This is a genomic window from Streptomyces sp. NBC_00386, from assembly GCF_036063235.1.
Taxonomy (GTDB): Bacteria; Actinomycetota; Actinomycetes; order Streptomycetales; family Streptomycetaceae; genus Streptomyces.
The window spans coordinates 2,880,539-2,904,894 of the sequence record NZ_CP107950.1; the positions used below are offsets into that span (position 1 = coordinate 2,880,539).

Below are 24,356 nucleotides of genomic sequence, written 5' to 3' on the forward strand. Positions count from 1 at the left end.
CGGTGCGGCGGGCCGTGAAGCGCCGGGGCTGGGCCGCTCGGCCAGAGCCGGGCCGGGGCCGATTACCGGCCGGGTCGCGGTCAGCGGCCAGCTGCGAGGCCGGGGGTGACCCGGGGTCACGTCGCGAGGGCCTGGGGTCCAGAACCCCGGTGCGCCTCGGGCGGCAGCCCCTAGCATGGCCGGGTGCTGCCAACTCCTCTTCACGTCTCCCACGACCGTGAGATCGAATCCCTCGCCGAGTTCGACGAGGCCGTCTCGGCGGGCGGCTCGCTCGCCGGGTTCCGGGTCCAGGCCGTCGATCTGACGGGCCGTACGCGGGACCTGCTGTCCGTGGACACCGGGGGTGCCGTCTTCCTCGGCTGTCCGATGGAGCCCGAGGCGGCCGCGCGGGTCCGGCTCTCCGGTGCGCTCGTCTTCCCACCCGTACCGGGCCTCCCCCTCGACCCCTACCGGGGCCACCTCTACTCCCCCGACGAGCTCTTCGCCTCGCTCGACGCGGGGTACGAGTCGACGCCCGACGCCCGCGCGTACGCCTGGTTCCAGCGGACCAAGGCCGACGGTGACATATTCGCGTCGATGGTGCGCGCGGTCCACGACGACTCCGTCTCGGACGCGCTCGAAGAACTCCTCGTCGGCGTACGGGTGGTGGGCGTGATGGGCGGCCACGCGATGGCGCGCGGCACGGAGGCGTACGCGGGGGCCGCGCGGCTCGGCCGCACCCTCGCCCGCTCCGGTCTCATGGTCGCCACCGGCGGTGGCCCCGGCGCCATGGAGGCGGCGAACCTCGGCGCGTACGCGGCCCCGTTCGACGACGGCATGCTCGACGAGGCTCTGCGTGTGCTGGCCGCCGTCCCCTCGTTCACCCCTTCCGTCACGGACTGGGCGCGCGCGGCGTTCGAGGTGCGCGAGCGCTGGCCCTCGGGCGGCGCCTCGGTCGGCATCCCCACCTGGTTCTACGGCCACGAGCCGCCGAACGCCTTCGCCGCGCACATCGCCAAGTACTTTGCCAACGCGACCCGTGAGGACGGACTGCTGGCCCGCTCGAACGCGGGGGTCGTCTTCCTTCCGGGCGCCGCCGGGACCGTACAGGAGATCTTCGACAACGCGACCCCCAACTACTACGGATCCAGGGGCGAGCCGACCCCCATGGTCCTGGTGGACCGGGAGCACTGGACCGAGAAGTACCCCGCCTGGGCACTGCTGACGTCGCTGGCCAGGGAGCGTGCGATGGAGTCACGCATCGCCCTCGTCGACGGCGTCGATGACGCTCCGGAAGCACTCAAACACCTGGGACCTTAACAACTCGGCAAAGCCAACAGTCGGGCACGGTCTACGCATTGACAGCACTTAGGTCGCGCTTATAGACCTGTGAGACTCCTGGGGGCGCTGTTGCTGGAAAGACCGCAGCAAATCCCCCCACACCCCCCGCAGTTGCACAATCTGTGAAGGGCAATCGTGTCCATATCTCGACGCACCGCACGTTCCGTGCGAATCCTCGGCGTTGCCTCCGCCTCTGCCGCGCTCGCGCTCGGCGTCGCCGGCAACGCACTCGCTTGCAACATCAAGGACTTCTCGGCGGCCGCCACCTGTGACGGCAACGGGAAGGGCATCATCACCGTGACCGACATCGACGCCTCCGCCAAGGAAGCCACGATCACGGTCTTCCTCGAGCGCAACGGCGCCGACGACCACCAGGTCGGGTCCGCCCAGAAGGTCACCGGCAGCAAGGACGGTGCCACCATCTCCTTCTCGGAGGACTGGGCGCCCAAGGCCGAGTACCGGATCCACGTGAGCGTCCCGAACATCGTGGACAAGGACATCTCGCCGAACCTGGTGACCAAGGACGAGGCCTGCACGACGAAGTCGGAGTCGCCGTCCCCGTCGACGAGCCCGGAGCCGTCGGAGTCCGCCTCCTCGGACACTCCCTCGGACTCGGCCAGCCCGTCCGACTCGGAGAGCAGCGCCGCTCCGGCCACCCCGGGCGACAACCAGCCGTCCGCGGCCGCCGGTGAGTCCAACCTCGCCGAGACCGGTGCGAACTCCAACACCCCGATGATCGCCGGTATCGCCGGCGCGCTCGTCGTCGTCGGTGGCGGAGCGGTCTTCTTCGGCATGCGCCGCCGTGGCGCCTCGAAGGCGAGCTGAACCACCTCCTGAACGACCGTGTGGCCCGCCCCCGTCGAGGGGGCGGGCCACACGGCTGTCCGGACGTCCCGCTCAACCCGCCTGCCGCGACGGTCGCTTCGCGGGGGCCGGCGCCCCGAGGACGACGATCTCCGCGGCGTCGAACTCCACCCCGACCACGTCCCCGGGCTCCGGAGCGTCCCGCAGCGCGCACGCGGCCTCCAGCCGGGGCGCGCCCTCCGGCTGGAGCTGTACGGCGACGTGCGTGCCCCGGAAGGTCCGCGCGGCGACCGTGCAGCGCAGCCCGTCCGCCACGGCCACGAGCCGTACACCGGCGGGCCGTACGAGGAGGGTTCCGGGCCCCTGGGGGGCGCCCTCGGGCACCGGGACCTTGCCCCAGGGGGTGTCGGCGGCACTCGCGCTCACGGTCGCGTCGACCACGTTGTCGAAGCCGAGGAAGCGGGCCACGAAGGCGTCCGCGGGCCGCTGCCAGACCTCGAGTGGTGTACCGGACTGGGCGATCCGTCCGTCGCGCATGACCACGACCCGGTCGGCGAGCGCGAAGGCCTCGCCCTGGTCGTGCGTGACGGCGAGCACCGTCGTACCCAACTCGCCGAAGAGCTGGCGGAGTTCGACGACGAGCCGTTCGCGCAGCGAGCGGTCCAGCTGGCCGAGCGGCTCGTCGAGCATCAGCAGCCGGGGGCGGGGTGCCAGGGCACGGGCCAGCGCCACGCGCTGCTGCTCACCGCCGGAGAGCGAGGCGACGGCGCGGTCCCGGGCTCCGGGCAGCCCGACGAGGTCCAGCAGCTCCCTCACCCGGGCGGCCTGTCCGCTCCTCGACGTGCCCTGCATCCGCAGCCCGAAGGCCACGTTGCCGCCCACGTCCCGCTGCGGGAAGAGCTGATGGTCCTGGAACATCAGGCCGACGCCCCGCTTGTGCGCGGGGACGCCTCCCTGATCGTGTCCGTCCAGCACCACACGGCCCGCGTCCAGCGGCTGCAGTCCGGCGACCGTCCGCAGCAGTGTGGACTTTCCGCTGCCGCTCGGCCCGAGCACGCACACGATCTCGTGCTCGGCGACGTCGAGGTCGACGGCGTCGAGCACGGGCCGCCCGCCGAAGCGTACGGTCGCGCCTTGGAGGCTCAGCAGCATCTAGAACTCCCCGGTCCGGTCGGTCCGTACCCGCTCCAACAGCAGCAGCGCCACCGCGCACACCACCATCAGGATGGTCGAAAGGGCCATCGCCTGGCCGTAGTTGAGATCTCCCGCGCGCCCGAGCAACCGGGCGACGGCGACCGGCAGCGTCGGGTTGTCGGGCCGTGCGATGAAGACGGTCGCCCCGAACTCGCCGAGGGAGACGGCGAAGGCGAACCCGGCCGCGATCAGCAGCGCCCGCCGCACCATCGGCAGATCGACCTCGCGCCACACCCGCCACGGCGACGCCCCGAGGACGGCCGCGGCCTCCCGCAGCCGTCCGTCCACCGCGCGCAGCACGGGCAGCATCGTCCGTACGACGAAGGGGACGCCCACCAGCGCCTGCGCCAGCGGCACGAGGATCCAGCTCGCGCGCAGGTCGAGCGGCGGCTCGTCCAAGGCGATCAGGAACCCGAAGCCCACGGTCACCGCGGAGACGCCGAGCGGCAGCATCAGCAGCGCGTCGAAGCCCCGCATCAGCCGGCCCGCGCGCCGGGTGAGGGCGGCGGCGGCCAGACCGCCGATCAGCACGGCGATGGCGGTGGCGGCGAGCGCGTACTCCAGCGAGTTGCCGACCGCCTCGATCGGGGCGACGAGGAAGACTCCTCCGTCGTCGTCGGTCAGGGCCCGGTAGTAGCCGAGTCCCGGGGCGCCGAGGGAGCGCTGGACGAGGACGGCGAGCGGCAGCACGAGCAGGACCGCGATGCTCACCAGCACACCCGCCAGGAGCGCCCACTGCCCGGCACCGCGCGGCCGGCGCGCGGTCGTCGCCGGCGCCACCAGCCGCAGGGCGGTCTCCCGTCGGCGTACGGTCGCCGCGTGCACGGCGAGGATCGCGCCGACGGCCACGAACTGGACGATCGTGAGCACCGCCGCCGTCGTGAGGTCGAAGATCTCGGAGGTCTGCCGGTAGATCTCGACCTCGAGGGTGGAGAAGGTGGGTCCGCCGAGGATCTGCACCACACCGAACGAGGTGAAGGTGAAGAGGAAGACCATGAGGGCGGCGGCGGCCACGGCGGGCCCGAGCGCGGGCAGCGTCACCCTGCGCCAGGCCGCGAGACGCGAGGCCCCGAGCATGCGCGCGGCGTCCTCCTGACGCGGGTCGAGCTGCGACCAGAGCCCGCCGACGGTCCGTACGACGACGGCGTAGTTGAAGAAGACATGCGCCAGCAGGATCGCCCACACCGTGGTGTCCAGGCGTACACCCCACAGCTCGTCGAGCAGCCCTCCCCGGCCGACCAGCGCGAGGAACGCCGTGCCGACGACCACGGTCGGCAGTACGAAGGGCACCGTCACCACGGCCCGGAGGATCTGTTTTCCCCGGAAATCGAAGCGCGCGAAGACATACGCGCCGGGAAGCGCGACCAGCAGCGTGAGCGCCGTCGAGGCGAGCGCCTGCCAGGTGGTGAACCACAGCACGTGCCGGATGTCGGAACGGGTCGCCACGTCCCAGATCCGGCCGAGCTCCCAGCCGCCGTCCCCGTGGAGCCCGCGCGAGACGATCGCGGCGACCGGCCAGGCGAAGAACACCGCGAAGAACGCGACGGGCAGGACCATCAGCCCGAACCGCACCGCGCTCCCCCGACGCGCGCCGCGCGAGGCCGCGGCTTCGGCCACGGCTTCGGGGCCGATGTCGCCGACCCGGCCGGTCCCGTCGACCCCGCCGGTCCCACCGGCCGGGTCGGTCCTGCCGGCCGGGTCGGTCCTGCCGGCCTCGTCCGTTACTTCAGTACGAGTGAGGTCCACGACTTGACCCACTGGTCGCGGTCGGCGGCGATCTTCGCGGGCGCCAGGATCTCGGGATCCTTGGCCTGCGGACCGAACCGGGTGAACTCCGCGGGCACCCGCGCGCCCTCACGGACCGGGTAGACGAACATGTTGAGCGGCATGTCCTCCTGGAACTCCTTGGTGAGCAGGAAGTCCAGGAACGCCTTGCCGCCCTTGGCGTTCTTGGCATGGCTGAGCAGACCCGCGTACTCCACCTGCCGGAAGCAGGTGCCGTCCGCGACTCCGGTCGGGGCCGTGGCGGGCTTCGGGTCGGCGTAGATGACCTCGGCGGGCGGCGAGGAGGCGTACGAGACGACGAGCGGCCGGTCGGCCTTGGCCTTCTTGCCGCCGGCGGACCCCGAGAACTCCTCGTTGTACGCCTGCTCCCAGCCGTCCACGACCTTCACGCCGTTGGCCTTGAGCTTCGTCCAGTAGTCCTCCCAGCCCTTGTCGCCGTAGTGCGCGGCGGACCCGAGCAGGAAGCCGAGGCCGGGCGAGGAGGTGGCGGCGTTCTCGGTGACGAGGAGGTTCTTGTACGCGGGCTTGACCAGGTCGTCGAAGGACCGCGGCGGCGCCAGCTTGTGCTCGCTGAACCAGGCCTTGTCGTAGTTGACGCAGATGTCGCCCGTGTCGATGGGCGTGACCCGGTGCTTGTCCTGGTCGGTCCGGTACTCCGGCAGGACCTGGTCCGCGCCCTTGGCCTCGTACGGCTGGAACAGCCCGTTGTCGAGCGCGCGGGAGAGCAGGGTGTTGTCGACGCCGAAGAAGACGTCGCCCTGGGGGTTGTCCTTGGTCAGGACGGCCTTGTTCACGGCCTGCCCGGCGTCGCCGTCCTTGAGGACGCGGACCTTGTAGCCGGACTGCTTCTCGAAGTCCGCCAGCACGCTCTTCGACACGAGCCACGAGTCGTGGCTGACGAGCGTGACCGTCTTCGGATCGCCCGAGCCGGAGGCGCCGGACGAGCCGCACGCGGACAGCACGGGCAGCGCGACGAGACCGAGCCCGGCGGCCATGACGGCGAACCGTCTGCCGCTGCTGACGGTGGTGGTGATGCTCACTGATTCCTCCTGGGTGACCAGGAAGAGACGCGGCCCTGCCCGGGACCTCTGACGGTTCCCGGGCAGGGCGCAACAGCTTGAGTAACGACCGAACTTCCTACCCAGAATGACCTGGGCAAGGTTCAGAGGGTCTGCGGTCTGTCCCGCACTCTCAGCGCTGTGGCGCTCCCCTGTCGGAATATGAAGATGTCGGACGGTGAAGATGCCGGACGATGGGGTTGTCCGACCATGGTGCTGTCGGACGACCGTACGGGTCGACTCGGTTCAGACTACCGCTCGGTCGCGGCGAGCTGGCCACACGCTCCGTCGATCTCCTGCCCCCGGGTGTCCCGGACGGTGACCGTGACGCCATGGGCCGCGATCGCCTCGACGAACGCCTTCTCGTCCTCGGGCCGCGACGCGGTCCACTTCGAGCCCGGGGTCGGGTTCAGCGGGATGAGGTTGACATGTACGGGCTTGCCCTTGAGCATCCGCCCGAGCCGGTCCCCACGCCACGCCTGGTCGTTGATGTCGCGGATCAGCGCGTACTCGATGGACAGGCGCCGTCCGGACCGGTCCGCGTATCCCCAGCCGGCGTCCAGCACCTCGCGCACCTGCCACCGCGTGTTCACGGGGACGAGGGTGTCGCGCAGCTCGTCGTCCGGGGCGTGCAGGGAGATCGCGAGCCGGCACTTGAAGCCCTCGTCCGCGAACCGGTTGATGGCGGGGACGAGCCCGACCGTCGAGACCGTGATACCGCGCTGCGAGAGCCCGAGGCCGTCCGGCTCGGGGTCGGTCAGGGCCCGGATCGCTCCGACCACCCGCTTGTAGTTGGCGAGCGGCTCGCCCATCCCCATGAAGACGATGTTGCTCAGCCGCGCCGGACCCCCGGGGATCTCGCCGTCACGCAGCGCCCGCATACCGTCGACGATCTGGTGCACGATCTCGCCCGTGGACAGGTTCCGGTCGAGGCCGGCCTGCCCGGTGGCGCAGAACGGGCAGTTCATCCCGCAGCCCGCCTGCGAGCTGATGCACATGGTCACCCGGTCCGGGTAGCGCATCAGCACCGACTCGACGAGTGTGCCGTCGAAGAGCCGCCACAGCGTCTTGCGGGTGGTTTCCTGGTCGGTCGACAGGTGCCGCACGACCGTCATCAGCTCGGGAAGCAGCGCTTCCTGGAGCTTGCCGCGCGAGGCGGCCGGGATGTCCGTCCACTCGGCGGGGTCGTGCGCGTACCGGGCGAAGTAGTGCTGCGAGAGCTGCTTGGCACGAAACGGCTTCTCACCGATCGCGGCAACCACCTCTTTGCGCTCGGCGGGCGTGAGATCGGCAAGGTGCCGCGGCGGCTTCTTGGCTCCGCGCGGCGCGACAAAGGTGAGTTCTCCGGGTGCAGGCATAACCCTTCCAGTGTCGCAGATCAACTCGACTAGCCCAGGCCAGAGCGGGGTGGGTGCAGTCACCCCTGGGTGGTCTCTGTCAGCTTCTGTCGACCTCGCACGGCCCAGGGACGGCCCAGGAATGATCTTGGACGGGACCCCTGACCAGCCACGAGCACGGACAGAGAAGCGTCATGGACAGACGGGAGCATCAACACCCGCGACGCCCCGCCCCCACCGGCGATCAACGATTGATCGGAATCTCGTAGACGATCTCGCAGTGAGCGACGGGCACCACGATGTCCGCCGTCTCAACGGGCCGCCCGTCGTCGCTGTAGTACGTCCGCCGGATGTGCGTGACCAGCGCGGCCTTCTGGATGCCGAGCAGCGACGCCTCCTCGGCGGTCGCCGTCCGCGGCTCTGGCTGCTCCACGGCGTGGCTGACGGTGACACCGATCGCGGCCATTCGGTTCACGACACCGGCCCCGGCATGCGGGCCTCCCTCGGGGAGGACGACGAGAGTGCCCGCGGTGAGGTCGTACGGCTCCCAGCTCGTCGAGAGCTGCACCGGCTTGCCGTCCGCCAGGAACTCGTACGTAGTCCGGACGCACAGCTCGCCTTCGGCGATCCCGAGCCGCGTGGCAATGTCGGCGGGCGCCGGCACCTTGGCGTCGGTCCGGCTCTCCCAGTCCCCCGCCCTGCCGATGTCCCGCATGTCGGCCCGGAACGGCGACCCGTCGCGCCGCTCCCGCGCCGCCGACCGGACCACCCGCACCCGCTGGCGGGGCTCGGCGACGTACGTACCCGACCCCGCGCGCCCCTCCAGCAACCCCTGAGAGATCAGCAGCTCCTGCGCCCGGCGGACCACGTTCTCGCCCACTCCGCACTCCTGGCCGATCTGGGTGCGAGAGGGCAGACGGTCACCCGGCTCCCATACGTGCTCCGCGATCCGGCGCCGGAGTTCGTCGGCGATGCGGAGATAGGGCGGCTGCTCAGGCATATGGAAAATCTAGTCCACTAGCCCTAATCTAGTTAACTAGCTTCACTGAAAGTGATCGCTGGTGACGGAGGCTGTCCTGTGCCCGCTTCGGAAGTTAGCGCGGCGGCCATCGCCGCCCGACTGTCCGCCCTCGGGCTTCCCACGCGCGTGGAGGAACACCGCCGTCACACGTCGGTCGAAGCGGAGGTGCCGGACGGGCTCCCCGCCGAGTCATGGCGGGAGGTCCTGGACGTGGTGGCCGAGGCCGATCGGTTCGGGCTCCTCGCCACCAGCTTGAACGGCCGCACCCTCTGGGCGGTCGTACGCAGAACGGTCCCCACGACGGGCGATGTCGGGGGACCGGGCCATCAGCGATAGGAGCTGACCAGCGTGCTCAACCGTATCCGCCGCGCCGTATCCCTCACCAGGGCGCGTCACTCCACAAAAGGCAGGCACCGCCGCCCCTTAAAGACCGTCCACGCACCGACCGCTTTTGCTGCCCCCGCTGAGGCGTTGACGGCCATCGTGGGCAGGAGCTCCAGCGACGGGGACCGCTGCCACCCGCTCGCGACTGAAGACGTCGCACTCGTCCGCCCGTACGTGCTGGCCTGGGAGAAGCCCGTCCGCACGCGCACGGTGGTCGTCGCTCCCCATCTGCCGATCCATGCATGGCCGGCTCTCGCGGGGGTCCGCTGATGCCCTCGATGTCCTCAAGGCCGTCTCGCCAGCATCTCCGCATCGAGGACGCCCCGGCCGTTCCCTACCGCTCGACCGCCTGTCGCATCGGCACGCACCCCGCCTGCGCGGAGTCCTCCCCGACCTCGGCCCCGGTCGACCTTCCCGTGATCTACGAAGCGTGCGACTGCCCGTGCCACCCGGCAGCCGACCGAACCCCTCCCCCGGAGGTGGATCGATGAACGCATGGGCTCCCGGCGGCGCGCTGGTCGGCAGTGTCGAGGTCACCGCGGCCACCGTGCAGCGCGGCGACGTCATCCAACTCGGTGGTCGGGCCTGCCGGGTGAGAGACCTCTTCCAGCTCCCCCAGGGGGCCAAGCAACTGGTCTTCGAGTCGGGCGAGCTGCTGACCATCCACACACGCACCCGGCTCCTCGCCGTGCGGTCGCTGAGAAGGCGGTGACCAGGTCCGTGCCCTCCCGCCATCACGACATCGCCAACGACCTCCGCCGCCAGATCACGACCGGCCGCATCCAGCCCGGTGAACGCCTCCCATCCGAAACCGACTTGGCCGACCGGTACAAGGTCAGCACGCTGACTCTGCGCAGCGCCCTCGCCGCACTACAAGGGGAAGGCCTAGTCGAGAAGATCCATGGCAAGGGCAACTTCGTCCGCCGCCCCCTTCGCAAGATCATGTACGTCGGCGGCTGGGGAACCCTGGACCCGTGGACCGCCGCCGAAGCGGCCCTGCGCGTCACCGTTCGCACCACCACGGTTCAAGCGCACGGACATCTCACAGCCTTGCTCAACGCGCCCATGGGCAGTCCCGTCATCGAGTTCTCGTGCCTCAGCTTCGAAGAAGCGTCACCGCACGGACTGGCCCGCATCTACATCCCGCCCGACCTGGTGCCGGCTGGAATGCTCGACGACGAATCTGCGCACGGGGAAGAGGTCAAAAGATTCGCCGTTCTCGGTCCTATGCCGACCGCCGTCCGGGAGACGGTGCGCGCCCGTCCAGCGACACCGGACGAAGCATCGGCCCTTCGGATCGGCTCCACCGTGCCGGTCCTCGCCATCACGCGCACTGCGACCGACTCCACTGGACGTGTTGTCGAAGCCGCGCTGCTGGCCTTCCCGGGTGACCGCATCGACGCGGTCTTCACCACCCACCACGTGATCGACGAGAGGCAGACGCAAGGATGACGGCACAAGACGAACTGCGGCTCCTCCCATGGTCGGGCCCCGGCGGAAACCCCTGCTACCTGAGCACCGACGACCGAGACGGCTTCATGTCCCGCCTGGCGGACAACATCGAAGCGGTCCAACTCGGCACGGCCGCCAAACTGCTGGAGCGAGTCTCCGAAACGCTCGACGACCAGGACGCGGACCTGGAGGTAAAGCAACGGCTGGCGAAGGAACTAACCCGGGCTCTACGAGACGTCCTCCGCGTCGCGATCAGCCGCGGTCACCTACTGGCGGTGAACGAACCACACGTCATCTGAAGACGCGCCTGCACAGCAGCGCTTGCCGATGACGCTCCTCCCTTCTACACGGGGAGGGGGGCCCGAAGACCAACCCGGGCTCCCCTCCCCGTCACGCTGTGCCGACCCGGTGCAGACATATCGCACACCGAGGCAGAAACGAACCCTTTCGCGACCGCCTGAACCTCAACCACCGAAAGTCAGCCACGACGGCGGGCGCGCCGCCCGACCAGGCGCGCGTATGCCTCGCTGCACCCCCACCGTGCCCAGCCATGCAGTCCGGTGACGTCCACCAGAGCAATCAGCGACGGCAGAAGCGTGGCGACGAAGCTTTGGCGCGGCGACTTCCTCGTCCCGAAGCAACTTGGGCGGGTATCTAACCTTGGCCTGGTGAGCCTGTCAGCTGTGCTACTGGTCCGTGGTTGTTCGGACTCGGCTGGCGTCGTTCGCTGACGTTCTCACGCAATTAGACACTCACCCGAGGGTCTGCTGCACGATCGAGTGACATCTTGACCTGCCCCACGTCTTGGGTTCCAGTTCTGGTGGCTGAGGAACAGCCCTTCACGGAAGGCTGGCAGTCATGCCTCGTCCCTATCCTCCGGAGTTCCGGGCGTATGCCATCGCGTTGGCCTGTGCCGGCAAGCAGACCGCGGTCGGGCTCGGCATCCATCCCGTCACGTTGTCGAAGTTGCAGCAGGACAACGTCGACAACGAGCGGCGGCCGGGAAAGCCGTCGAGCGAGTTTGCTGAGTTGCGGGCCGCTCGCCGGCGGATCCGTGAGCTGGAGCCCGAGATGGGGATCGTCCGCCAGGCGGCGAAGTTTCTCGGTGAGGACAAGCCCGCCCAAAAGGCTCTACCCGGTGATCGACCGACTCGTCGATGCTGGGGCACCGGTCGACAGGCGCTGCCGGAGCCAATCAACCAGGCCCGTCACCGCGGCCTCCTGAATGAGGGGACGCCGGAGCCCCAGCGCATGCATCGAGGAGGCCACCCGTTCAAGCTGGAGCTAGGTGCTCTCGTCTGGGGAGGTGGTCAAAATGGCGAAGGTTCGGGTGTACGAGCTCGCCAAATACTTGGGTGTAGACAGTCAGGCCGCTATGGCGAAGCTGCAAGAGCTTGGGGTCTTTGTCCGCTCTGCTTCCTCATCGCTTGAGGAGCCAACTGTCAGCAAGTTGATCAACGCGTTCCGGGGCAGCGAAGCCTCTGAGGACGCCTTGGAGCGGCTCAGAGCCCGTCTCCGCCTGCCGGAGTCAGGTAGTCCAGAGGAGACAGAAGAAGATGACGAGTGGGAGGAAGTCACCGACGAGGAATTTCGCGCCTGGGAGCGATCCCGCCTGGCTGCGGACCATGAGCAGGCCGAGATCATCGCTGAGGAGATTAGCGCTTCCGAGCGAGAACGGCAGAAGATCCTCGCCGAGCGGGATCGGCGCTACCAAGCAGCAATGACGGAGCCAGCCACCTCTATGCGTCATATGGAGGAGACGTCGGACATTGCCACGGTTCCGGAGGAGATTTACCAGCTTCGCGAGGAGCTGAACCAGCTTCGAAACGAAATCGAGCTAGCAACTCGCGCTGTAATGGCCGCCGTGTCCACCGAGGTCACGACAGAGATGGTGCAGCTTCGAACTGAGCTGGCGACTCGCGCAGAAATGGCCGCCCTACGTACCGATGCCCAAACACTGCGTGAGGAGATGACCAATCTTCGGCACGAGGTGGGGAAACGGGCAACGGCGAACGATCTATCCAGCCGGGTGATCGAAATTCGTGATGCGGTAGGCGGGCGCGCCGCAAAAGAGGATGTAGCAGCTCTTCGTCAAGAACTCCAGTGCAGGACGTCGACCCTCGCGGAGGTCCAGGGTAGAACGACCTCCCTGGACAGAAAGCTCAGGGAAAAAACGACTGTCATCGAGGAGGGGGTGGCCAGGCTCCGCAAACAGGTAGGTGCCCTCAAGCGAGAGGTGGCTGATTTGTCGAGGCAACGCGAGGAGTCGTTTTACGAGGAGTCGAGGAAACCTCCACGACCGGTTCCTTCATATCAGTCGCCCCCCACGCCGCCGTATCGGGGCGCCAGTGACATGGAGCACCTGATGGGGGAAACGCCTCGTGCGATCTACGAGCAGCAGAAGGCGAGGGAATATGATCCATACCGGGATAGGGACTGAGCCGCATGGTCAGGTATTGTGGGCTCGACCCGTTATTAGGGCGAAGTTTGTTATATCGAAGCTGTCAGGCGCAGCCTTCCTTGCATTACGTCGCCAAAGACACATTGGGCGACGTAGCGATCGCACGCTCCCCTTACGGCCCTGTGGAAGCCTCAGGATGCGCACTCACGCCGAGTGATCTAGCCTGGTAAGTGCGCATGCTCGGCGGCGACTTGGGCACACACGGAGTGATCCAGATGATCTACTTGCCGAGGCCTGATGAGGTCGACGTAGCTGAGGCATACACACTAGTCCTTGAAGCTCTAGAGGAAATAGAGTCTAGCTCTCTAGAAGATCTCTTCGAAGACGGAGCGAAGCTTCAACGTTGGATAATTGAGTATGTTACGGCGAAGGACGATCACCCCTCGACGGTCCCGCTCCTCCCCCAGCTTGCCATCCTCACCAGCCGACTCACTGAAGCCTCCGTAATGCATGGGAGCCCGCACAGGGTGCTCGATTTTACGGAGGGCTTCTCCTTCGCGGTTATGGGACTAAAAGATCAAATCGACTCTTTTGCCGCCGCGCTTCGACCGTGTCGTGAGCACGGCTATCAGACTTACGGCGGAATCTGCATGAGGCCAAGGCCCTGCCCACCGAAATAAGCCGGGGTCCGACATGCTGCTGTGTCCGAGCGTCTACTCAGCATTCACGCAGTGTGCCAGCATGAGAAACGTAGTTCTGGCGTGCATGAGCGCCATTGTCGCCTTCCGCGCTATGGGCTTGATCTACTACTACACCATTTTTCCGATGAGCCCAGCCGGCTGGCTGGAGGCGGCACGAGCAACTACGGTTGAACTTGCCCAGGGAACAGAATCGGATGAAATCAAAGCGAAAGCCCGGGAGCTTTACGACGAGCTCGCCCATAATCAGCTTGATGCTTCCATGCTCGGAGGCACCATCGCCGCCGCCGCATGGTCAGTCATATTCGTCGTGGACAAACCCGATGAACCCGCTTCACGACTTTCGGGAGTCAGTGTTGGGCTGCTCTTCCTTGGAGCTGTCGTCCTAATCGCTGGGCCAATCCTCGCCCGGGAAGGCGACCGACACTTCGGCCTACTTCTTCGCGAAGCTGCCATATACGTTGGCTTCAATGCCATCTTGTTCTCATTCTGCTCAATGGCGATAGAGCTCGCTTCGACGGCATGGGGAGTGGTGGCACTTGCCATCGTCGTCTGTGCCACGATCCGAGAACTCAGATATTGCCGGGTACAGTGGCAGCGAATATCTGACATGGAGCAGAACAGAATGAGCAACCAGAACGACGGTGAGGCTCTGGCGAAGGAGAAAGACACCAAGAGCTCGTAACACGATCTTGTTGAGGTGCCCTGGCCGGGCGTGACCGATACGACGATTCGGCCGTTCGGGAGGGTGTGAGTACTCGCCCGTGGATTGTGGATGACGACTCGTGGACGCTGATCGAGCCGCTGCTGCCGCCCTGGCCAAAGCGATCACCGGGACCTCGGCCGGTGGCGGACCGGCTGTGTCTGCAGGGCATCCTGTGCGTGCTCCACAACGACATAGCCTGGCAACTACTGCCCCTGGAGCAGGGGTTCGGCTCCGGACAGACCTGCTGGAGGCGTCTGGAACGGTGGCAGCATGCTGGGGTCTTCGACCGGCTGCACCGCATTCTGCTTGCCGAGTTGCATGCTGCCGGCGGACTCGACTGGTCGAGGGCGTGTGTGGACGGCTCCCACATCCGTGCGAAAAAGGGGGAGCCGACACCGGTCCGTCACCGGTCGACCGCCGGAAGACGGGCAGCAAGCACCACTTGATCTGCGACGGCCGCGGCACCCCGCTCAAGGTCATCACCACCGCGGCAAACGTCAACGACGTCACCCAGACCCTCGCCCTAGTCGACGGCATCCCGCCGGTGGCCGGGCGTCCCGTGACGGCATCCCGCCGGTGGCCGGGCGTCCCGGCCGGCCACGCCGCCGCCCCGATTCGCTGCTCGGCGACAAGGGATACGACTCCAACCCGAACCGCGATGAGCTGCGCAGGCGCCGGATCCTGCCGGTCATCTCCCGCAAGGGCGCCCCGAACATCAAGGGCCTGGGCAAGCTCCGCTACGTCGTCGAGCAGACCTTCGCCCTGCTCCACCAGTTCAAACGCCTCGCCGTCCGCTGGGAACGCCGAACCGAACTACACGAGGCCTTCGTCTCATTGGCCTGCGGCCTCATCTGCTGGAGGCGACTGAAGAAGCACCGGTCGTGATCGCGTCACGAGCTTTTGGCTACAACTCACACCACTCACCCAGAGGGCCGGCCGCCCACGTCTGCGTGAAGGCGTGCACCAGCTCCCACGCCCGATCGGTATCCAGGACAAAGTTGCCCATGAACGCGGCGAGGTCGTCCATGATCGGGACTTCGACCTCGGCGCCTGAGGGCACGGTGGCGGATCCCTGCATCTGGCACGGTAGTGGCACGAACCTCAGCCGACGACAGCCCGCCCCGACTGCGGGTGCGCCGACCAAGGGTAGGCATGGCTCCGACTTCCTCGAGCTGGGGTGCTTTCACCGTGGCCCTCCGGTTCCCCTGCCTCATCCGGCGCTGTAGCGGTGCGCACGTGACGGGCTGGAGCCGAACCCTACCTGCGGCCATGGTCCGAATCGCACGGTCGGCCTCCGAGATGTGGTTGCGCGTTAAAACCCAGCTACGGCATTCTGGCATGGACCGTGTAGCGACATGGGTGGGGAAAAATGAATCACATCGAACAATTCATCGATCGATACACAAAAGAGTATGACTTTTACAGTAGGGCTGCACGCCTAGTTGCGCAAGCGCTCGAAAGCGATCTCCGTTCTTCAGGCATTCGTTGCATCGTGAGTCATCGAGCAAAAGACGTTGAGCGCCTCAAAGACAAATGCGCGCAGCGCGATGCCCAGAATGAATACGAATCAGTAGAGCATATCTTTGAGGATATTGTCGACCTAGCGGGCGTTAGAGTTGCCCTTTACTTCCCGAAGGAACAGGAGCAAGTAGACAAGGCAATCACCCGTCTTTTTGATCAGTGGGACACGAAGCGGGTCTTTCCCGGCGCCGAGGAAACTGCACCGAACCGAAGATTTTCCGGTTATTCAGCGGTGCACTATCGTGTACAGCCTAGGGAACGGTTCATTGGCGAGGCGGACAAGAGGTACCTGAAGGCGCGAGTAGAAATCCAAGTGGCATCAGTGCTTATGCATGCCTGGTCAGAGGTACAGCACGATCTCGCCTATAAGCAAATGGCAGGCGATCTCTCAGGAGAGGAGCACGCGATCCTGGACCAACTGAACGGGCTAGTGATCGCGGGGGAAATTTCCCTCAAGCTTCTTCAGGATGCCGGCGAGGCTCGCGTAGAGCGTAATGGTGCCAAGTTCTTGAATCACTATGAGCTCGCCGCGCATCTACTGCGGCGCGCCCGTGAGTCTCTTGCAGAGCCTATCGGCGACTCGGGGCTCGGAAAGGTCGACGATCTTTTCTCTCTGCTTAAGCGACTCAATAAGGCCACCCCTGAGGAACTGGAGAATTACCTGGAATCCCTACATGGCGCAGTGGAGGAACGACCCTTGGCGGAGCAAGTGGTAGATGCGCTGCTTGCCGAGGATTCATCGCGCTACGCCATCTACGACGATATTCGCAGCACTTCTCATTCGGGGCATGTGGAAGTTTCCGGCCCTGAGCGTGATACGGGGAGTGCGATGATGCAATTCCTGCGCAATTGGGTTGCTCTCGAAACTGTACTCAATGAATTGGCTCAACGTGCCGGGGTATCCCGCCGATCCACCGCACCCGTGATCCATCTGCTTAAGCTTCTGGACATGCCGCCCGGGATCGGAGAGGAGATTGACCTTCTTCGTTCCATGAGGAACGACGTCGTACATCTAAGGCGTGACTTTTCCGTAGCTGCCTTTGGCGATGCCACAAAACGGATCCAGCAAATCATTGCGCTTCTCAATGACGAGGGTCCCAGCAGTGCCCCTTGAAGGGCGACGCTGCGCAACGATCGATGTAGAGAATATGTTCGATTTTCTGCTCTGGCTTGAACCGGACGGCCGAGCTGGCCACTGACGGACCCTGGCTTAGGCAACGTTGTTCCGTGCTCTCCCCATCCTTGTCGCGGTGTGTCACCATGCGTGTACGTACACCGTCGGACTATCGGGGGCGGGCCCATGCCGCAGCGACACTGCGTGCGGGGGATGTTTAGGGCCGGCCAGTAGGCCAAGAGCGAACCACGGGTGGGAAGCGTTGCGGACAGACTTCGGGGACCTCGGCATCGAACAGGTGATCGTGCACGTTGTGCCACAGCGCAGACGGTCTGATCCCGATGAGCCGATCCCATTGAGTCAAGCTCCATGCAGCTTGAACCACGACGTGCGTACCGCGCTCCAAGCGCGCCTAAGAGGGGTTCTAGCCCACAGCGGGCGAGAGATCGTCGAAAATCCGGATTCGAAGTCATCGCTTCCCGACTACGTTTACGCGTTCCTAACCGGAGAGACGAACCTTGTCGATGTTTCCGTAGATATGGTTCACCTTCTACGAAGCAGCCAGTCGGGCGTAAATTCTGCCGGCCTGCTTTTCGTAGCGGATGCTCGATTAGGCGATCAAAAAGCTCTACTGATCGTCAAGCTCGAACAGGAAACGGGGATGCGGGCTACGGAAACAGTCGTCAACGGCTTGCGCACCTTTGATGTGAAGTACCTCGCAGATCTGCTACTTACGGAGAAATCGAAAATCCATAAGGTGGCGCTTTTCGCTGAGGACGGGATCGGCGAGGAAAGGATCGAAGGTTGGGCGGCGGACCGTCAACTTTCTGGAAAAATGGCGGTATTTTTCCTCGAGCGTTTCCTGGGCTGCGAGCAGAAAAGTGAACCGCGCGAAGTAACCCGGCGCTTCCACGATGCAGCAATCGAGTGGATCAACTCTTATATCGCGGATCCGGATACCCGTATCAACTATGTCATGGCCACGCTGGCCGAACTGCAAAGCCCCACACGTTTTCTCAATCCGATCACTTTTGCACAACAGCACCTAGAGGTTGCACACAGAGACGCATTTATTGAGCATTTGCAAGCCTCTGAGGTTCCTTGCCGGACCTTTGATAAGGACACAGATCACCTTGAAGCTCGCATGAGAAATATGCGTGTCGGTTTCGCCAGTGGCGCATTTATTGTGGCACCAGTAGGTGATGCCAAGGGCGATGACGATCTCATCTTGCTTGAGGATCAAGGTGATGGCATCACTAGCGTTACCATCACCGGCACTGTGACGACTGCAACTGCGTACGCACCTCCGGGAGGGCGACGACGGACTCGGATAGCGAGTAGTGATCAAGCAGTCGGCCAGGGTATTCCCGATGAGGACCCCCCTGCACTGGGTGAGATATCTTGATTGATGAAGTCCTTGCTCGGTACCGGCGCGAACTTCCTCGCATCGAAACTGCAGCCAAGCTGACGGCGGCTCACTTACGGCGACGAGCGGCACGAAAAAGGATCAATTGCGAGGTCTCTTGCCGGGCTAAAGATCTGGGTAGCTTCGTAACCAAGGTGCAGCACAAGGACTACGCCGATCCATGGACGCAGGTTACGGACAAGGCTGGCGTGCGGGTGGTGGTGCAGCACGAGGGCCTGCTAGATCCCATGCTGGACCTGATACAGGAGTCACTCAACGTAGTTGGCGAACCGGAGGATGATCGCCTCATCGTTGGCGCGGAAGATCGTCTTCAATACTCGCGGCTACACGTTCAGGTGATCGCGTCGGGCGACCAAGCGAGTGACGATGGCAAGCCATACGAGTGCGAGATCCAGATCCGGACCGAGGCCATGGACTTGTGGGCAAGGATGTCGCACAAGCTCATGTACAAGGCTGAGGCGTCGGCCGTACCATCCAATGTCAGACGCTCGCTGTACCGTTTGATTGCTCTGATCGAGCTTTACGATCTTGAGGTCCGACGGGGGGTCGAAGCCATGACACATTACCCCGATGTTGCCCAGAGTAACCGCCTCTTAGACGAGGTCGAGCATCTCTTTCGCACGTTCACGGAGCACAGGCCTCGGCGAGACCTATCTGAAGAGGTAGTCGACGTACTGGTGAAAGCTATCCCTGATCCTGCCGTCTACCCGGAACGGCTCGCGAAATTTATCGATGAGCGGCGAGAAGACTTGGAACGGGCTTATAAGGACTACGGGTCTGAGAGTGATCACTTCTTACGTCACGGACGTTACATACTCGCTAGCCAGCCAGAGAGCTTAATCATTTTTGAACGCCTGTCTAGCTCAAAAATGCTATTGCAGGGACGTTGGGTCGATGAACTGCCGGAGTCGATGCTCAATGACATGGCTGATGCCTGGGGTGTGTCTCTGTGAGTCAGCTTAGTAAGCCTGAAACGTCAGGCGTTGTCGCGGCTACTGCCATGTTTGTAGAAGTGCTCGTAATCGGCATTGGGGCACTTGCCGGCGTCTTTGGCTGCATCGCTGCTATCGCCGGCTATGACAATATGCACAAAATTGCTACGGTTCTTTCTTCTACATCCGCTTCTGGTGTGGCTCTATCCGCCGCGTACGCCTTAGGTATCGTTTTTGATCGTGCTGCGGATCATTTACTCACCTCTCCGAGGCGACGGTTGCGGCAGCGCTACTTTTCGACCAATTCTGCTTATGATGAAGCCCGCCGGGCTATTCTTGATTTCCCACACTTGGTGGCAATGTCAGACTATGCGCGGTCGCGCATGCGGATTTGCCGGGGATGGCTTCTAGACTGCCTGCTGCTGGTTCTTGCCTCCTCGTTGCTTATTTGGCGCTTTCCAATCCATGATCGATGGAGTCTCTTCATTGCAGTGATCGTGCTCGGCGGGCTGTGTGCCGCAGGGTTTTATCTGTGTTGGCGGAGTATCACCGCAACTGGCTACAAGAAGCTTGCGCAGCAGGCCTCGCACGCCGCAGCAGCGGTGCCGAGTCAGGGCGGTAACGTGACTGCCTAGAACTGCGGAGACGACAGTCCCAGCCACTATGTACCCCTAGCAGCTGATTGCTGTGCGTGCGGCACGGGCGCCGGCCGGGCTGGAGCGGGGCGGAGACAGGAGCGCAGGCCCGGCCGGGGGCCGGGCCGCACGCGGGGAGCGGAGCGCGCCGCCTTGATGAAGTAGAGAAAGTCTTATCCCGCTGAGGTGCAGGTGAGGCAATCGCGCCTGGTGGGCTCAGGCTCCTGAGGTTCGGCTGCCATCGGAGTCGGCCGGTCGCTGGTGACCGCATGCGAGCTTCTCACCGTTGGTCCCTGTCGCCTCGTAGTCGAGCAACACGTTGTAGGGGTCGCCGTCCTGGTAGAGGCCAGACCGTGAACAGGTCCTTCGCGGAGAACTGCACGTTGTCGTCGCTCAGCGGCACGACCTTGAAGGCATCCCCGGGCTTCATCCAGAAGTCTTCGCCGTATGGCTCGATGAACAGGCAGACGTCCGTGTCGCCTGCGTTCTCCACCAGCAGTGTGGACTTCATGCGTTGCCGTCGAGGAGACGCTGTCCGTCGTGGCTTCGTACGTGGGGCCCGTTGCCATCCAGGGCGTCCAAGAGCCTCACCGCGAATGCCTCGGACATGCGCTCGCTGACCTCTTCGGCAGTGAGCCACGAGACCGCCGTGGACTCGCCCGACGTGCGTTCGGTGCCGCCCGAGGGCTTGCAGCGGAAGACCAGGGCCACGACTCCGCGGGTCATGTTCTTGTAGACGCCGGTGAGTTCGTCGACCTCGACGTGGATGCCGGTCTCCTCCAGGACCTCGCGGGCGACGCCGGCTTCCGGGGTCTCGTCGAGTTCGAGGATGCCGCCCGGGAGCTCCCAGGTGCCGTTGTCGGCTCGGCGGATCGCCAGGAGGCGGCCGTCCTCGCGCACCACTACTCCGGCTACGGACACGGAGTGCAGGGGGGAGGGTGCCGCTTCCTGTGGTTGACTCATGTAGAGGAGCATAGGAGGCAGGGAAGGACTATGGGAACTGCGGCGGGAGGGGCCGGTTCCGGGCCTCGGTACGTACAGATCGCGGACGAGATCGTGCGGCAGATCCGGGCGGGGGTTCTGAAGCCCGGCGACATGGTGCCCAGTGAATCGGAGCTGGTGGAGCGCTATGGCGTCGCTGGCGGGACGATCCGTAAAGCCATGGTCGAGGTGCGGGCGAGTGGGCTGGTCGAGACCCGGCACGGCAAGGGTTCGATCGTGAAGGACCGGCCTCCGGTGCGGCACCGTTCCTCCGATCGCTTCCGGCGTTCGCTGCGGCGGGGAGGGCAGGCGGCCTACCTCGCGGAGTCCTCGCAGTCCGGGGCCACCGCCAAGGTCAGCGTCCTTTACGTCGGCCCCCTGGAGGCGCCGGAGGATGCCGCCGGACGTCTGGGCGTCCCCGTCGGCACGCAGGTGCTTGCCCGCCGGCGTCTCTACTTCCGCAACGGCACGCCGGTCGAGACCGCCACGTCCTACCTGCCCTGGGACGTCGTGAAGGATATCCCCGAGCTGTTCGCCGAGAATCCCGGCGGCGGCGGTATTTACGCCCGGCTCGAAGACCACGGCCATGAGTTCGCCGAGTTCGTCGAGACGATGCAAGCGCGGCCGGCCTCCAAGGCGGAGGCTTCGGAGCTGGCGCTGAGCCCGGGTGCACCCGTGGTCCACCTGATCCGGGAGGCTCGCACGACCGCAGGGCTCGTGGTCGAGGTGTGCGACACCCTCATGGCCGCTGACCAGTTCGTTTTCGAGTACCGGATCCCCGCCGAGGACTGACGCCCGCTCAGCATCCCGCAACCCGCCACGAGTTCTTTTCGTGGCGGGTTGACTCATGTATAGGAGTGAGGCACTCTTCTTCATGTCACTCCTATACATGAGTGACGAAGTCCAGCATCTATAGAGGAGTGAGCTCTGTGCGTCAGATTCCCGTCGACACCTCCGGCGCGGTCGTGATGGTCGCCAAGTCCCCGCAGGTCAAGGTGCGTGACCGCCGTACCGGTGAAGTCGCCACCGACACGGAGACCGGGGCGAGGCTGATGACCGTGGACGTGATGTTCGCGGCGAACGAGGAAGTGGAGATCCTGTCCATCACCGTTCCGGAGCCGGGCATCTCCGGCGAGCTGGCCATGGGCACGCCGGTCGCGCTCACGGGCCTGATCGCCCGCCCCTGGGAAAACGACTTCAACGGCCAGAGGCGGCACGGAATCGCGTTCCGCGCGGTCGCGGTCACCTCGCTCGTCGGTGCTGCCGCAGGGTCCAAGGCGGCCTGATCGTGGCCGTCTTCATGGTCGTTCTGGTGCTGGTCGTCGCCGCCGTGGGTCTCCTGCGGTGGCGGCGTCCCGCCTGGTACTGGTTGACCTTCGGGGTCACTCTGGCCGTGTTACGGGTCCTGGTCCGCTACCGCTCGGTCATGGACGCGTGCGGGCTGACCGTCCCGCCCTCGCGCTGGCGGCTCGCCCTGGCCCGTGCCGCCAACCGGCCGATGCCGGATCCGCGTCCGCCGCGCATCCTGCGGCTGCGGCCCACTCGTACCGGCCTGATTCTGAGACTCAAGCTCCGCCCCGGGCAGGACGCGTTCGACGTCGCCGCCGCCTCGGACCGGCTCCGGCACTCGTTCTCGATGTACGGCGTCACCTCGCGTGAGCTGCGCTCCGGCGTCGTAGAGGTGCGGATGACCGGCTACGACGTGCTCAAGCGGGTGCAGATGCCGGCCGAGACCGACCACCGGCCGATGCGGGTACCGGTCGCCCTGCGGGAGGACGGCTCGGTGCACTACCGCGACTACCGAGCAGTGCCCCACGCTCTCACCCTCGGTGCCACGGAGTCCGGCAAGTCCGTCTACCAGCGCAACCTGGTTACGGGGCTCGCCCCGATGGACGTCGCCCTCGTCGGCATCGACTGCAAGCAAGGGGTCGAACTGTTCCCGCTGGCCCGCCGGTTCTCCGCGCTGGCCGACGATCCCGACACCGCCGCGGAAGTCCTCGAAGCGCTCGTGTCCCGGATGGGGCACGTCTATCAGCTCATCCGGTCCCAGCAGCGGATCACCTCCGACGTGCCGGACGCGGAGATCGCCGCCGACATCTGGGACCTGCCCGACGACCTACGCCCGGTCCCGGTCGTGGTCCTGGTCGACGAGGTCGCCGAACTCGCCCTGTACGCAAGCAAGGATGAGGAGAAGCGCCGGGACCGCATCATCACCGCCCTGGTCCGCCTCGCCCAGCTCGGCCGTGCGGCCGGCATCTACCTGGAGATCTGCGGGCAGCGCTTCGGCTCCGAACTCGGCAAGGGCATCACCATGCTTCGCGCCCAGCTCACCGGCCGTACGGCCCATCGCGTCAACGACGAGACCTCGGCCAACATGGCCTTCGGCGACATCTCCCCGGACGCCGTCCTCGCCGCGATCCAGATCCCTGCCGAGACACGGGGCATCGCCATCGCGGGTGACTCCTCCGGCGGGTGGCACCGCATCCGCGCCCCGCACACCTCGCTCCGCCAGGCCGTGAACATCTGCAACCGGCACGCCGACCGGACTCCGGACTTGCCCGAGCTGGCCCCGTTCCGGCCCGTTCTCCCCAGCACCGCCGCAGAGGCCGTGCCGCTGGTCAAGGCGTCCTCGGTCACCGTCTGACCCGCCCCACCCTCACGGTCGGCTCGACCGCATTCGCGCCAAGTCCCTACCCAGCCATGCCCAAAGAAGGGAGACCCGCCATGTGCCCGAACTGCGAGGACTTCGCCCGGACCGTGCTCCTGCTCGGCCAACTCGCGCTCTACGCCGACGCGGACGGCGCCGACCTCGACTTCGTGGACGCCGTCAGCCCGGCCCTCGCCGCCTCGCTGCCCGACCCGCCGTCCGGTGTGTTCCCGGACGGCTACGACCCCGACGACGGCCCCACCTATCCGGGCGACGTCTGATGGGCACCCGTCACGGCCTCCGGGTGGACGCGGTTCTGATCCAGGCCGTAATCGCTGGTGCCCTGTCCTTCGCCCACCTGCACGACCTGGCCGCCGCTGCCGGACAGAACGGCTGGAAGGCATGGGCCTACCCGGTCAGTGTCGACCTGCTCCTAGTCGCCGCCTGGCGGAGGCTGCGCAGCGAGGGACCGTCCCGGCTGGCCTGGTGCTGGTTCGTCGTCGCGCTGTTCGCCTCGCTCGGCGCCAACATCGCCACCGCCGGGTTCCTCGACCTGGCCGACCCGCCCGCTCCGCTCCGCCTCGGCATCGCCGGATGGCCCGCGCTCGCCTTCCTCGGCGGGACGCTGCTCGCCCACTCGTCCGCTGCCGAACTGGAATCGGAAGCGGAGACGGTTCCGCCGGCCCCCGCCATGGAAGCACCGGACGCCGAACCGCCCATGTTGGAAGCCGCGCCCGCGCCTGCTGCTTTCCCCGCTCCAGAAGCCATTGCTGCTGCCGCTGCGCCCCCGGTCCCCGCTGTCCTCGTCGATCACGCCCGCAAGGTCGCCGACGAGTACCGCGCCCGCACCGGCTCCCCGATCGATCCCGACACCCTCCGCTCCCGCCTCGGCGTCCCGTCCCACCTTGGCGACGCCATCGCAGCCCACCTGACCTGATCG

25 protein-coding genes and 3 pseudogenes are annotated in these 24,356 nt (G+C 65.8%); 21 read left to right on the plus strand and 7 right to left on the minus strand.

Translation table 11 applies throughout. The features are described from left to right. Window positions 1-183: 183 nt before the first annotated feature. The gene (locus tag OG780_RS12360; protein WP_328447558.1) at window positions 184-1,299 is read left to right on the plus strand and encodes an LOG family protein; all 1,116 of its coding nucleotides are present in this window, start codon (window positions 184-186) and stop codon (window positions 1,297-1,299) included. Window positions 1,300-1,485: 186 nt separating this feature from the next. Continuing rightward, a complete protein-coding gene (locus OG780_RS12365) occupies window positions 1,486-2,145 on the plus strand; it encodes an LAETG motif-containing sortase-dependent surface protein (protein ID WP_443062151.1) in 660 nt (219 codons plus the stop codon). A 72-nt stretch (window positions 2,146-2,217) separates the two neighbouring features. Here OG780_RS12365 and OG780_RS12370 read toward each other — a convergent pair whose 3' ends face one another. The 5 genes from OG780_RS12370 to OG780_RS12390 form a co-directional block, all read right to left on the minus strand. Next, a complete protein-coding gene (locus OG780_RS12370; protein ID WP_328447562.1) occupies window positions 2,218-3,276 on the minus strand; it encodes an ABC transporter ATP-binding protein in 1,059 nt (352 codons plus the stop codon). After that, complete coding sequence (locus tag OG780_RS12375) at window positions 3,277-4,875, minus strand: ABC transporter permease (protein ID WP_328458076.1); 1,599 nt, start codon at window positions 4,873-4,875, stop codon at window positions 3,277-3,279. A 164-nt stretch (window positions 4,876-5,039) separates the two neighbouring features. Next, window positions 5,040-6,098 carry a thiamine ABC transporter substrate-binding protein gene (locus tag OG780_RS12380; RefSeq protein ID WP_328458078.1) on the minus strand — a complete coding sequence of 353 codons (1,059 nt, stop codon included), beginning with the start codon at window positions 6,096-6,098 and terminating at the stop codon, window positions 5,040-5,042. A gap of 314 nt (window positions 6,099-6,412) precedes the next feature. After that, a complete protein-coding gene (gene rlmN, locus OG780_RS12385) occupies window positions 6,413-7,519 on the minus strand; it encodes a 23S rRNA (adenine(2503)-C(2))-methyltransferase RlmN (protein ID WP_328447564.1) in 1,107 nt (368 codons plus the stop codon). A gap of 223 nt (window positions 7,520-7,742) precedes the next feature. After that, window positions 7,743-8,498: a GntR family transcriptional regulator gene (locus OG780_RS12390; RefSeq protein WP_328447566.1), complete on the minus strand. Its 756-nt coding sequence runs from the start codon at window positions 8,496-8,498 to the stop codon at window positions 7,743-7,745. Between the two features lie 78 nt (window positions 8,499-8,576). Here OG780_RS12390 and OG780_RS12395 point away from each other — a divergent pair, with 78 nt between their 5' ends. The 14 genes and pseudogenes from OG780_RS12395 (at window position 8,577) to OG780_RS12460 (ending at window position 19,788) form a co-directional block, all read left to right on the plus strand. Continuing rightward, entirely contained in the window at window positions 8,577-8,855 is a 279-nt protein-coding gene (locus tag OG780_RS12395; RefSeq protein ID WP_328447568.1) for a hypothetical protein, read from the plus strand. Window positions 8,856-8,990: 135 nt separating this feature from the next. Next, on the plus strand, window positions 8,991-9,173 hold the full coding sequence (locus OG780_RS12400) for a hypothetical protein (RefSeq protein ID WP_328447570.1): 183 nt from the start codon (window positions 8,991-8,993) through the stop codon (window positions 9,171-9,173). A gap of 217 nt (window positions 9,174-9,390) precedes the next feature. Then, window positions 9,391-9,615 carry a hypothetical protein gene (locus OG780_RS12405; RefSeq protein ID WP_328447572.1) on the plus strand — a complete coding sequence of 75 codons (225 nt, stop codon included), beginning with the start codon at window positions 9,391-9,393 and terminating at the stop codon, window positions 9,613-9,615. Then, on the plus strand, window positions 9,612-10,355 hold the full coding sequence (locus tag OG780_RS12410; RefSeq protein ID WP_328447574.1) for a GntR family transcriptional regulator: 744 nt from the start codon (window positions 9,612-9,614) through the stop codon (window positions 10,353-10,355). Before OG780_RS12405 ends, OG780_RS12410 begins: the two co-directional genes overlap by 4 nt. Then, a complete protein-coding gene (locus OG780_RS12415; protein ID WP_328447576.1) occupies window positions 10,352-10,654 on the plus strand; it encodes a hypothetical protein in 303 nt (100 codons plus the stop codon). Before OG780_RS12410 ends, OG780_RS12415 begins: the two co-directional genes overlap by 4 nt. A 559-nt stretch (window positions 10,655-11,213) precedes the next feature. After that, window positions 11,214-11,544 (plus strand): annotated as a pseudogene (locus OG780_RS12420) (transposase); the annotation flags it as partial. A 126-nt stretch (window positions 11,545-11,670) separates the two neighbouring features. Further along, window positions 11,671-11,823 (plus strand): annotated as a pseudogene (locus OG780_RS44635) (translation initiation factor IF-2 N-terminal domain-containing protein); the annotation flags it as partial. Between the two features lie 1,169 nt (window positions 11,824-12,992). After that, window positions 12,993-13,436 carry a hypothetical protein gene (locus tag OG780_RS12430; protein ID WP_328447580.1) on the plus strand — a complete coding sequence of 148 codons (444 nt, stop codon included), beginning with the start codon at window positions 12,993-12,995 and terminating at the stop codon, window positions 13,434-13,436. 61 nt (window positions 13,437-13,497) lie between these two features. Then, a complete protein-coding gene (locus OG780_RS12435) occupies window positions 13,498-14,139 on the plus strand; it encodes a hypothetical protein (RefSeq protein WP_328447582.1) in 642 nt (213 codons plus the stop codon). Between the two features lie 83 nt (window positions 14,140-14,222). Next, a pseudogene (locus OG780_RS12440) lies at window positions 14,223-15,045 on the plus strand (IS5 family transposase). Window positions 15,046-15,529: 484 nt separating this feature from the next. Beyond that, on the plus strand, window positions 15,530-16,795 hold the full coding sequence (locus OG780_RS12445) for a RelA/SpoT domain-containing protein (protein WP_328447584.1): 1,266 nt from the start codon (window positions 15,530-15,532) through the stop codon (window positions 16,793-16,795). Between the two features lie 313 nt (window positions 16,796-17,108). Beyond that, window positions 17,109-18,200, plus strand: coding sequence for a nucleoid-associated protein (locus OG780_RS12450; protein ID WP_328458080.1), 1,092 nt, complete (start codon window positions 17,109-17,111; stop codon window positions 18,198-18,200). Continuing rightward, the gene (locus OG780_RS12455) at window positions 18,197-19,174 is read left to right on the plus strand and encodes a hypothetical protein (protein WP_328447586.1); all 978 of its coding nucleotides are present in this window, start codon (window positions 18,197-18,199) and stop codon (window positions 19,172-19,174) included. The genes OG780_RS12450 and OG780_RS12455 overlap by 4 nt, the downstream gene beginning before the upstream one ends. A 47-nt stretch (window positions 19,175-19,221) precedes the next feature. Then, on the plus strand, window positions 19,222-19,788 hold the full coding sequence (locus OG780_RS12460) for a hypothetical protein (protein WP_328447588.1): 567 nt from the start codon (window positions 19,222-19,224) through the stop codon (window positions 19,786-19,788). Window positions 19,789-20,068: 280 nt separating this feature from the next. Here OG780_RS12460 and OG780_RS12465 read toward each other — a convergent pair whose 3' ends face one another. Both OG780_RS12465 and OG780_RS12470 read right to left on the minus strand, forming a co-directional pair. Continuing rightward, the gene (locus OG780_RS12465) at window positions 20,069-20,299 is read right to left on the minus strand and encodes a hypothetical protein (protein WP_328447590.1); all 231 of its coding nucleotides are present in this window, start codon (window positions 20,297-20,299) and stop codon (window positions 20,069-20,071) included. Then, on the minus strand, window positions 20,296-20,763 hold the full coding sequence (locus tag OG780_RS12470) for an NUDIX hydrolase (protein WP_328447592.1): 468 nt from the start codon (window positions 20,761-20,763) through the stop codon (window positions 20,296-20,298). Before OG780_RS12470 ends, OG780_RS12465 begins: the two co-directional genes overlap by 4 nt. An 18-nt stretch (window positions 20,764-20,781) precedes the next feature. Here OG780_RS12470 and OG780_RS12475 point away from each other — a divergent pair, with 18 nt between their 5' ends. The 5 genes from OG780_RS12475 (at window position 20,782) to OG780_RS12495 (ending at window position 24,353) form a co-directional block, all read left to right on the plus strand. Further along, window positions 20,782-21,561: a GntR family transcriptional regulator gene (locus OG780_RS12475; RefSeq protein WP_328447594.1), complete on the plus strand. Its 780-nt coding sequence runs from the start codon at window positions 20,782-20,784 to the stop codon at window positions 21,559-21,561. 137 nt (window positions 21,562-21,698) lie between these two features. Then, a complete protein-coding gene (locus OG780_RS12480) occupies window positions 21,699-22,055 on the plus strand; it encodes an SCO3933 family regulatory protein (protein WP_328447596.1) in 357 nt (118 codons plus the stop codon). 14 nt (window positions 22,056-22,069) lie between these two features. Continuing rightward, a complete protein-coding gene (locus tag OG780_RS12485; protein ID WP_328458082.1) occupies window positions 22,070-23,413 on the plus strand; it encodes an FtsK/SpoIIIE domain-containing protein in 1,344 nt (447 codons plus the stop codon). 80 nt (window positions 23,414-23,493) lie between these two features. Next, a complete protein-coding gene (locus OG780_RS12490) occupies window positions 23,494-23,697 on the plus strand; it encodes a hypothetical protein (RefSeq protein WP_328447598.1) in 204 nt (67 codons plus the stop codon). Then, entirely contained in the window at window positions 23,697-24,353 is a 657-nt protein-coding gene (locus OG780_RS12495) for a DUF2637 domain-containing protein (RefSeq protein WP_328447600.1), read from the plus strand. The genes OG780_RS12490 and OG780_RS12495 overlap by 1 nt, the downstream gene beginning before the upstream one ends. Window positions 24,354-24,356: the final 3 nt, after the last annotated feature.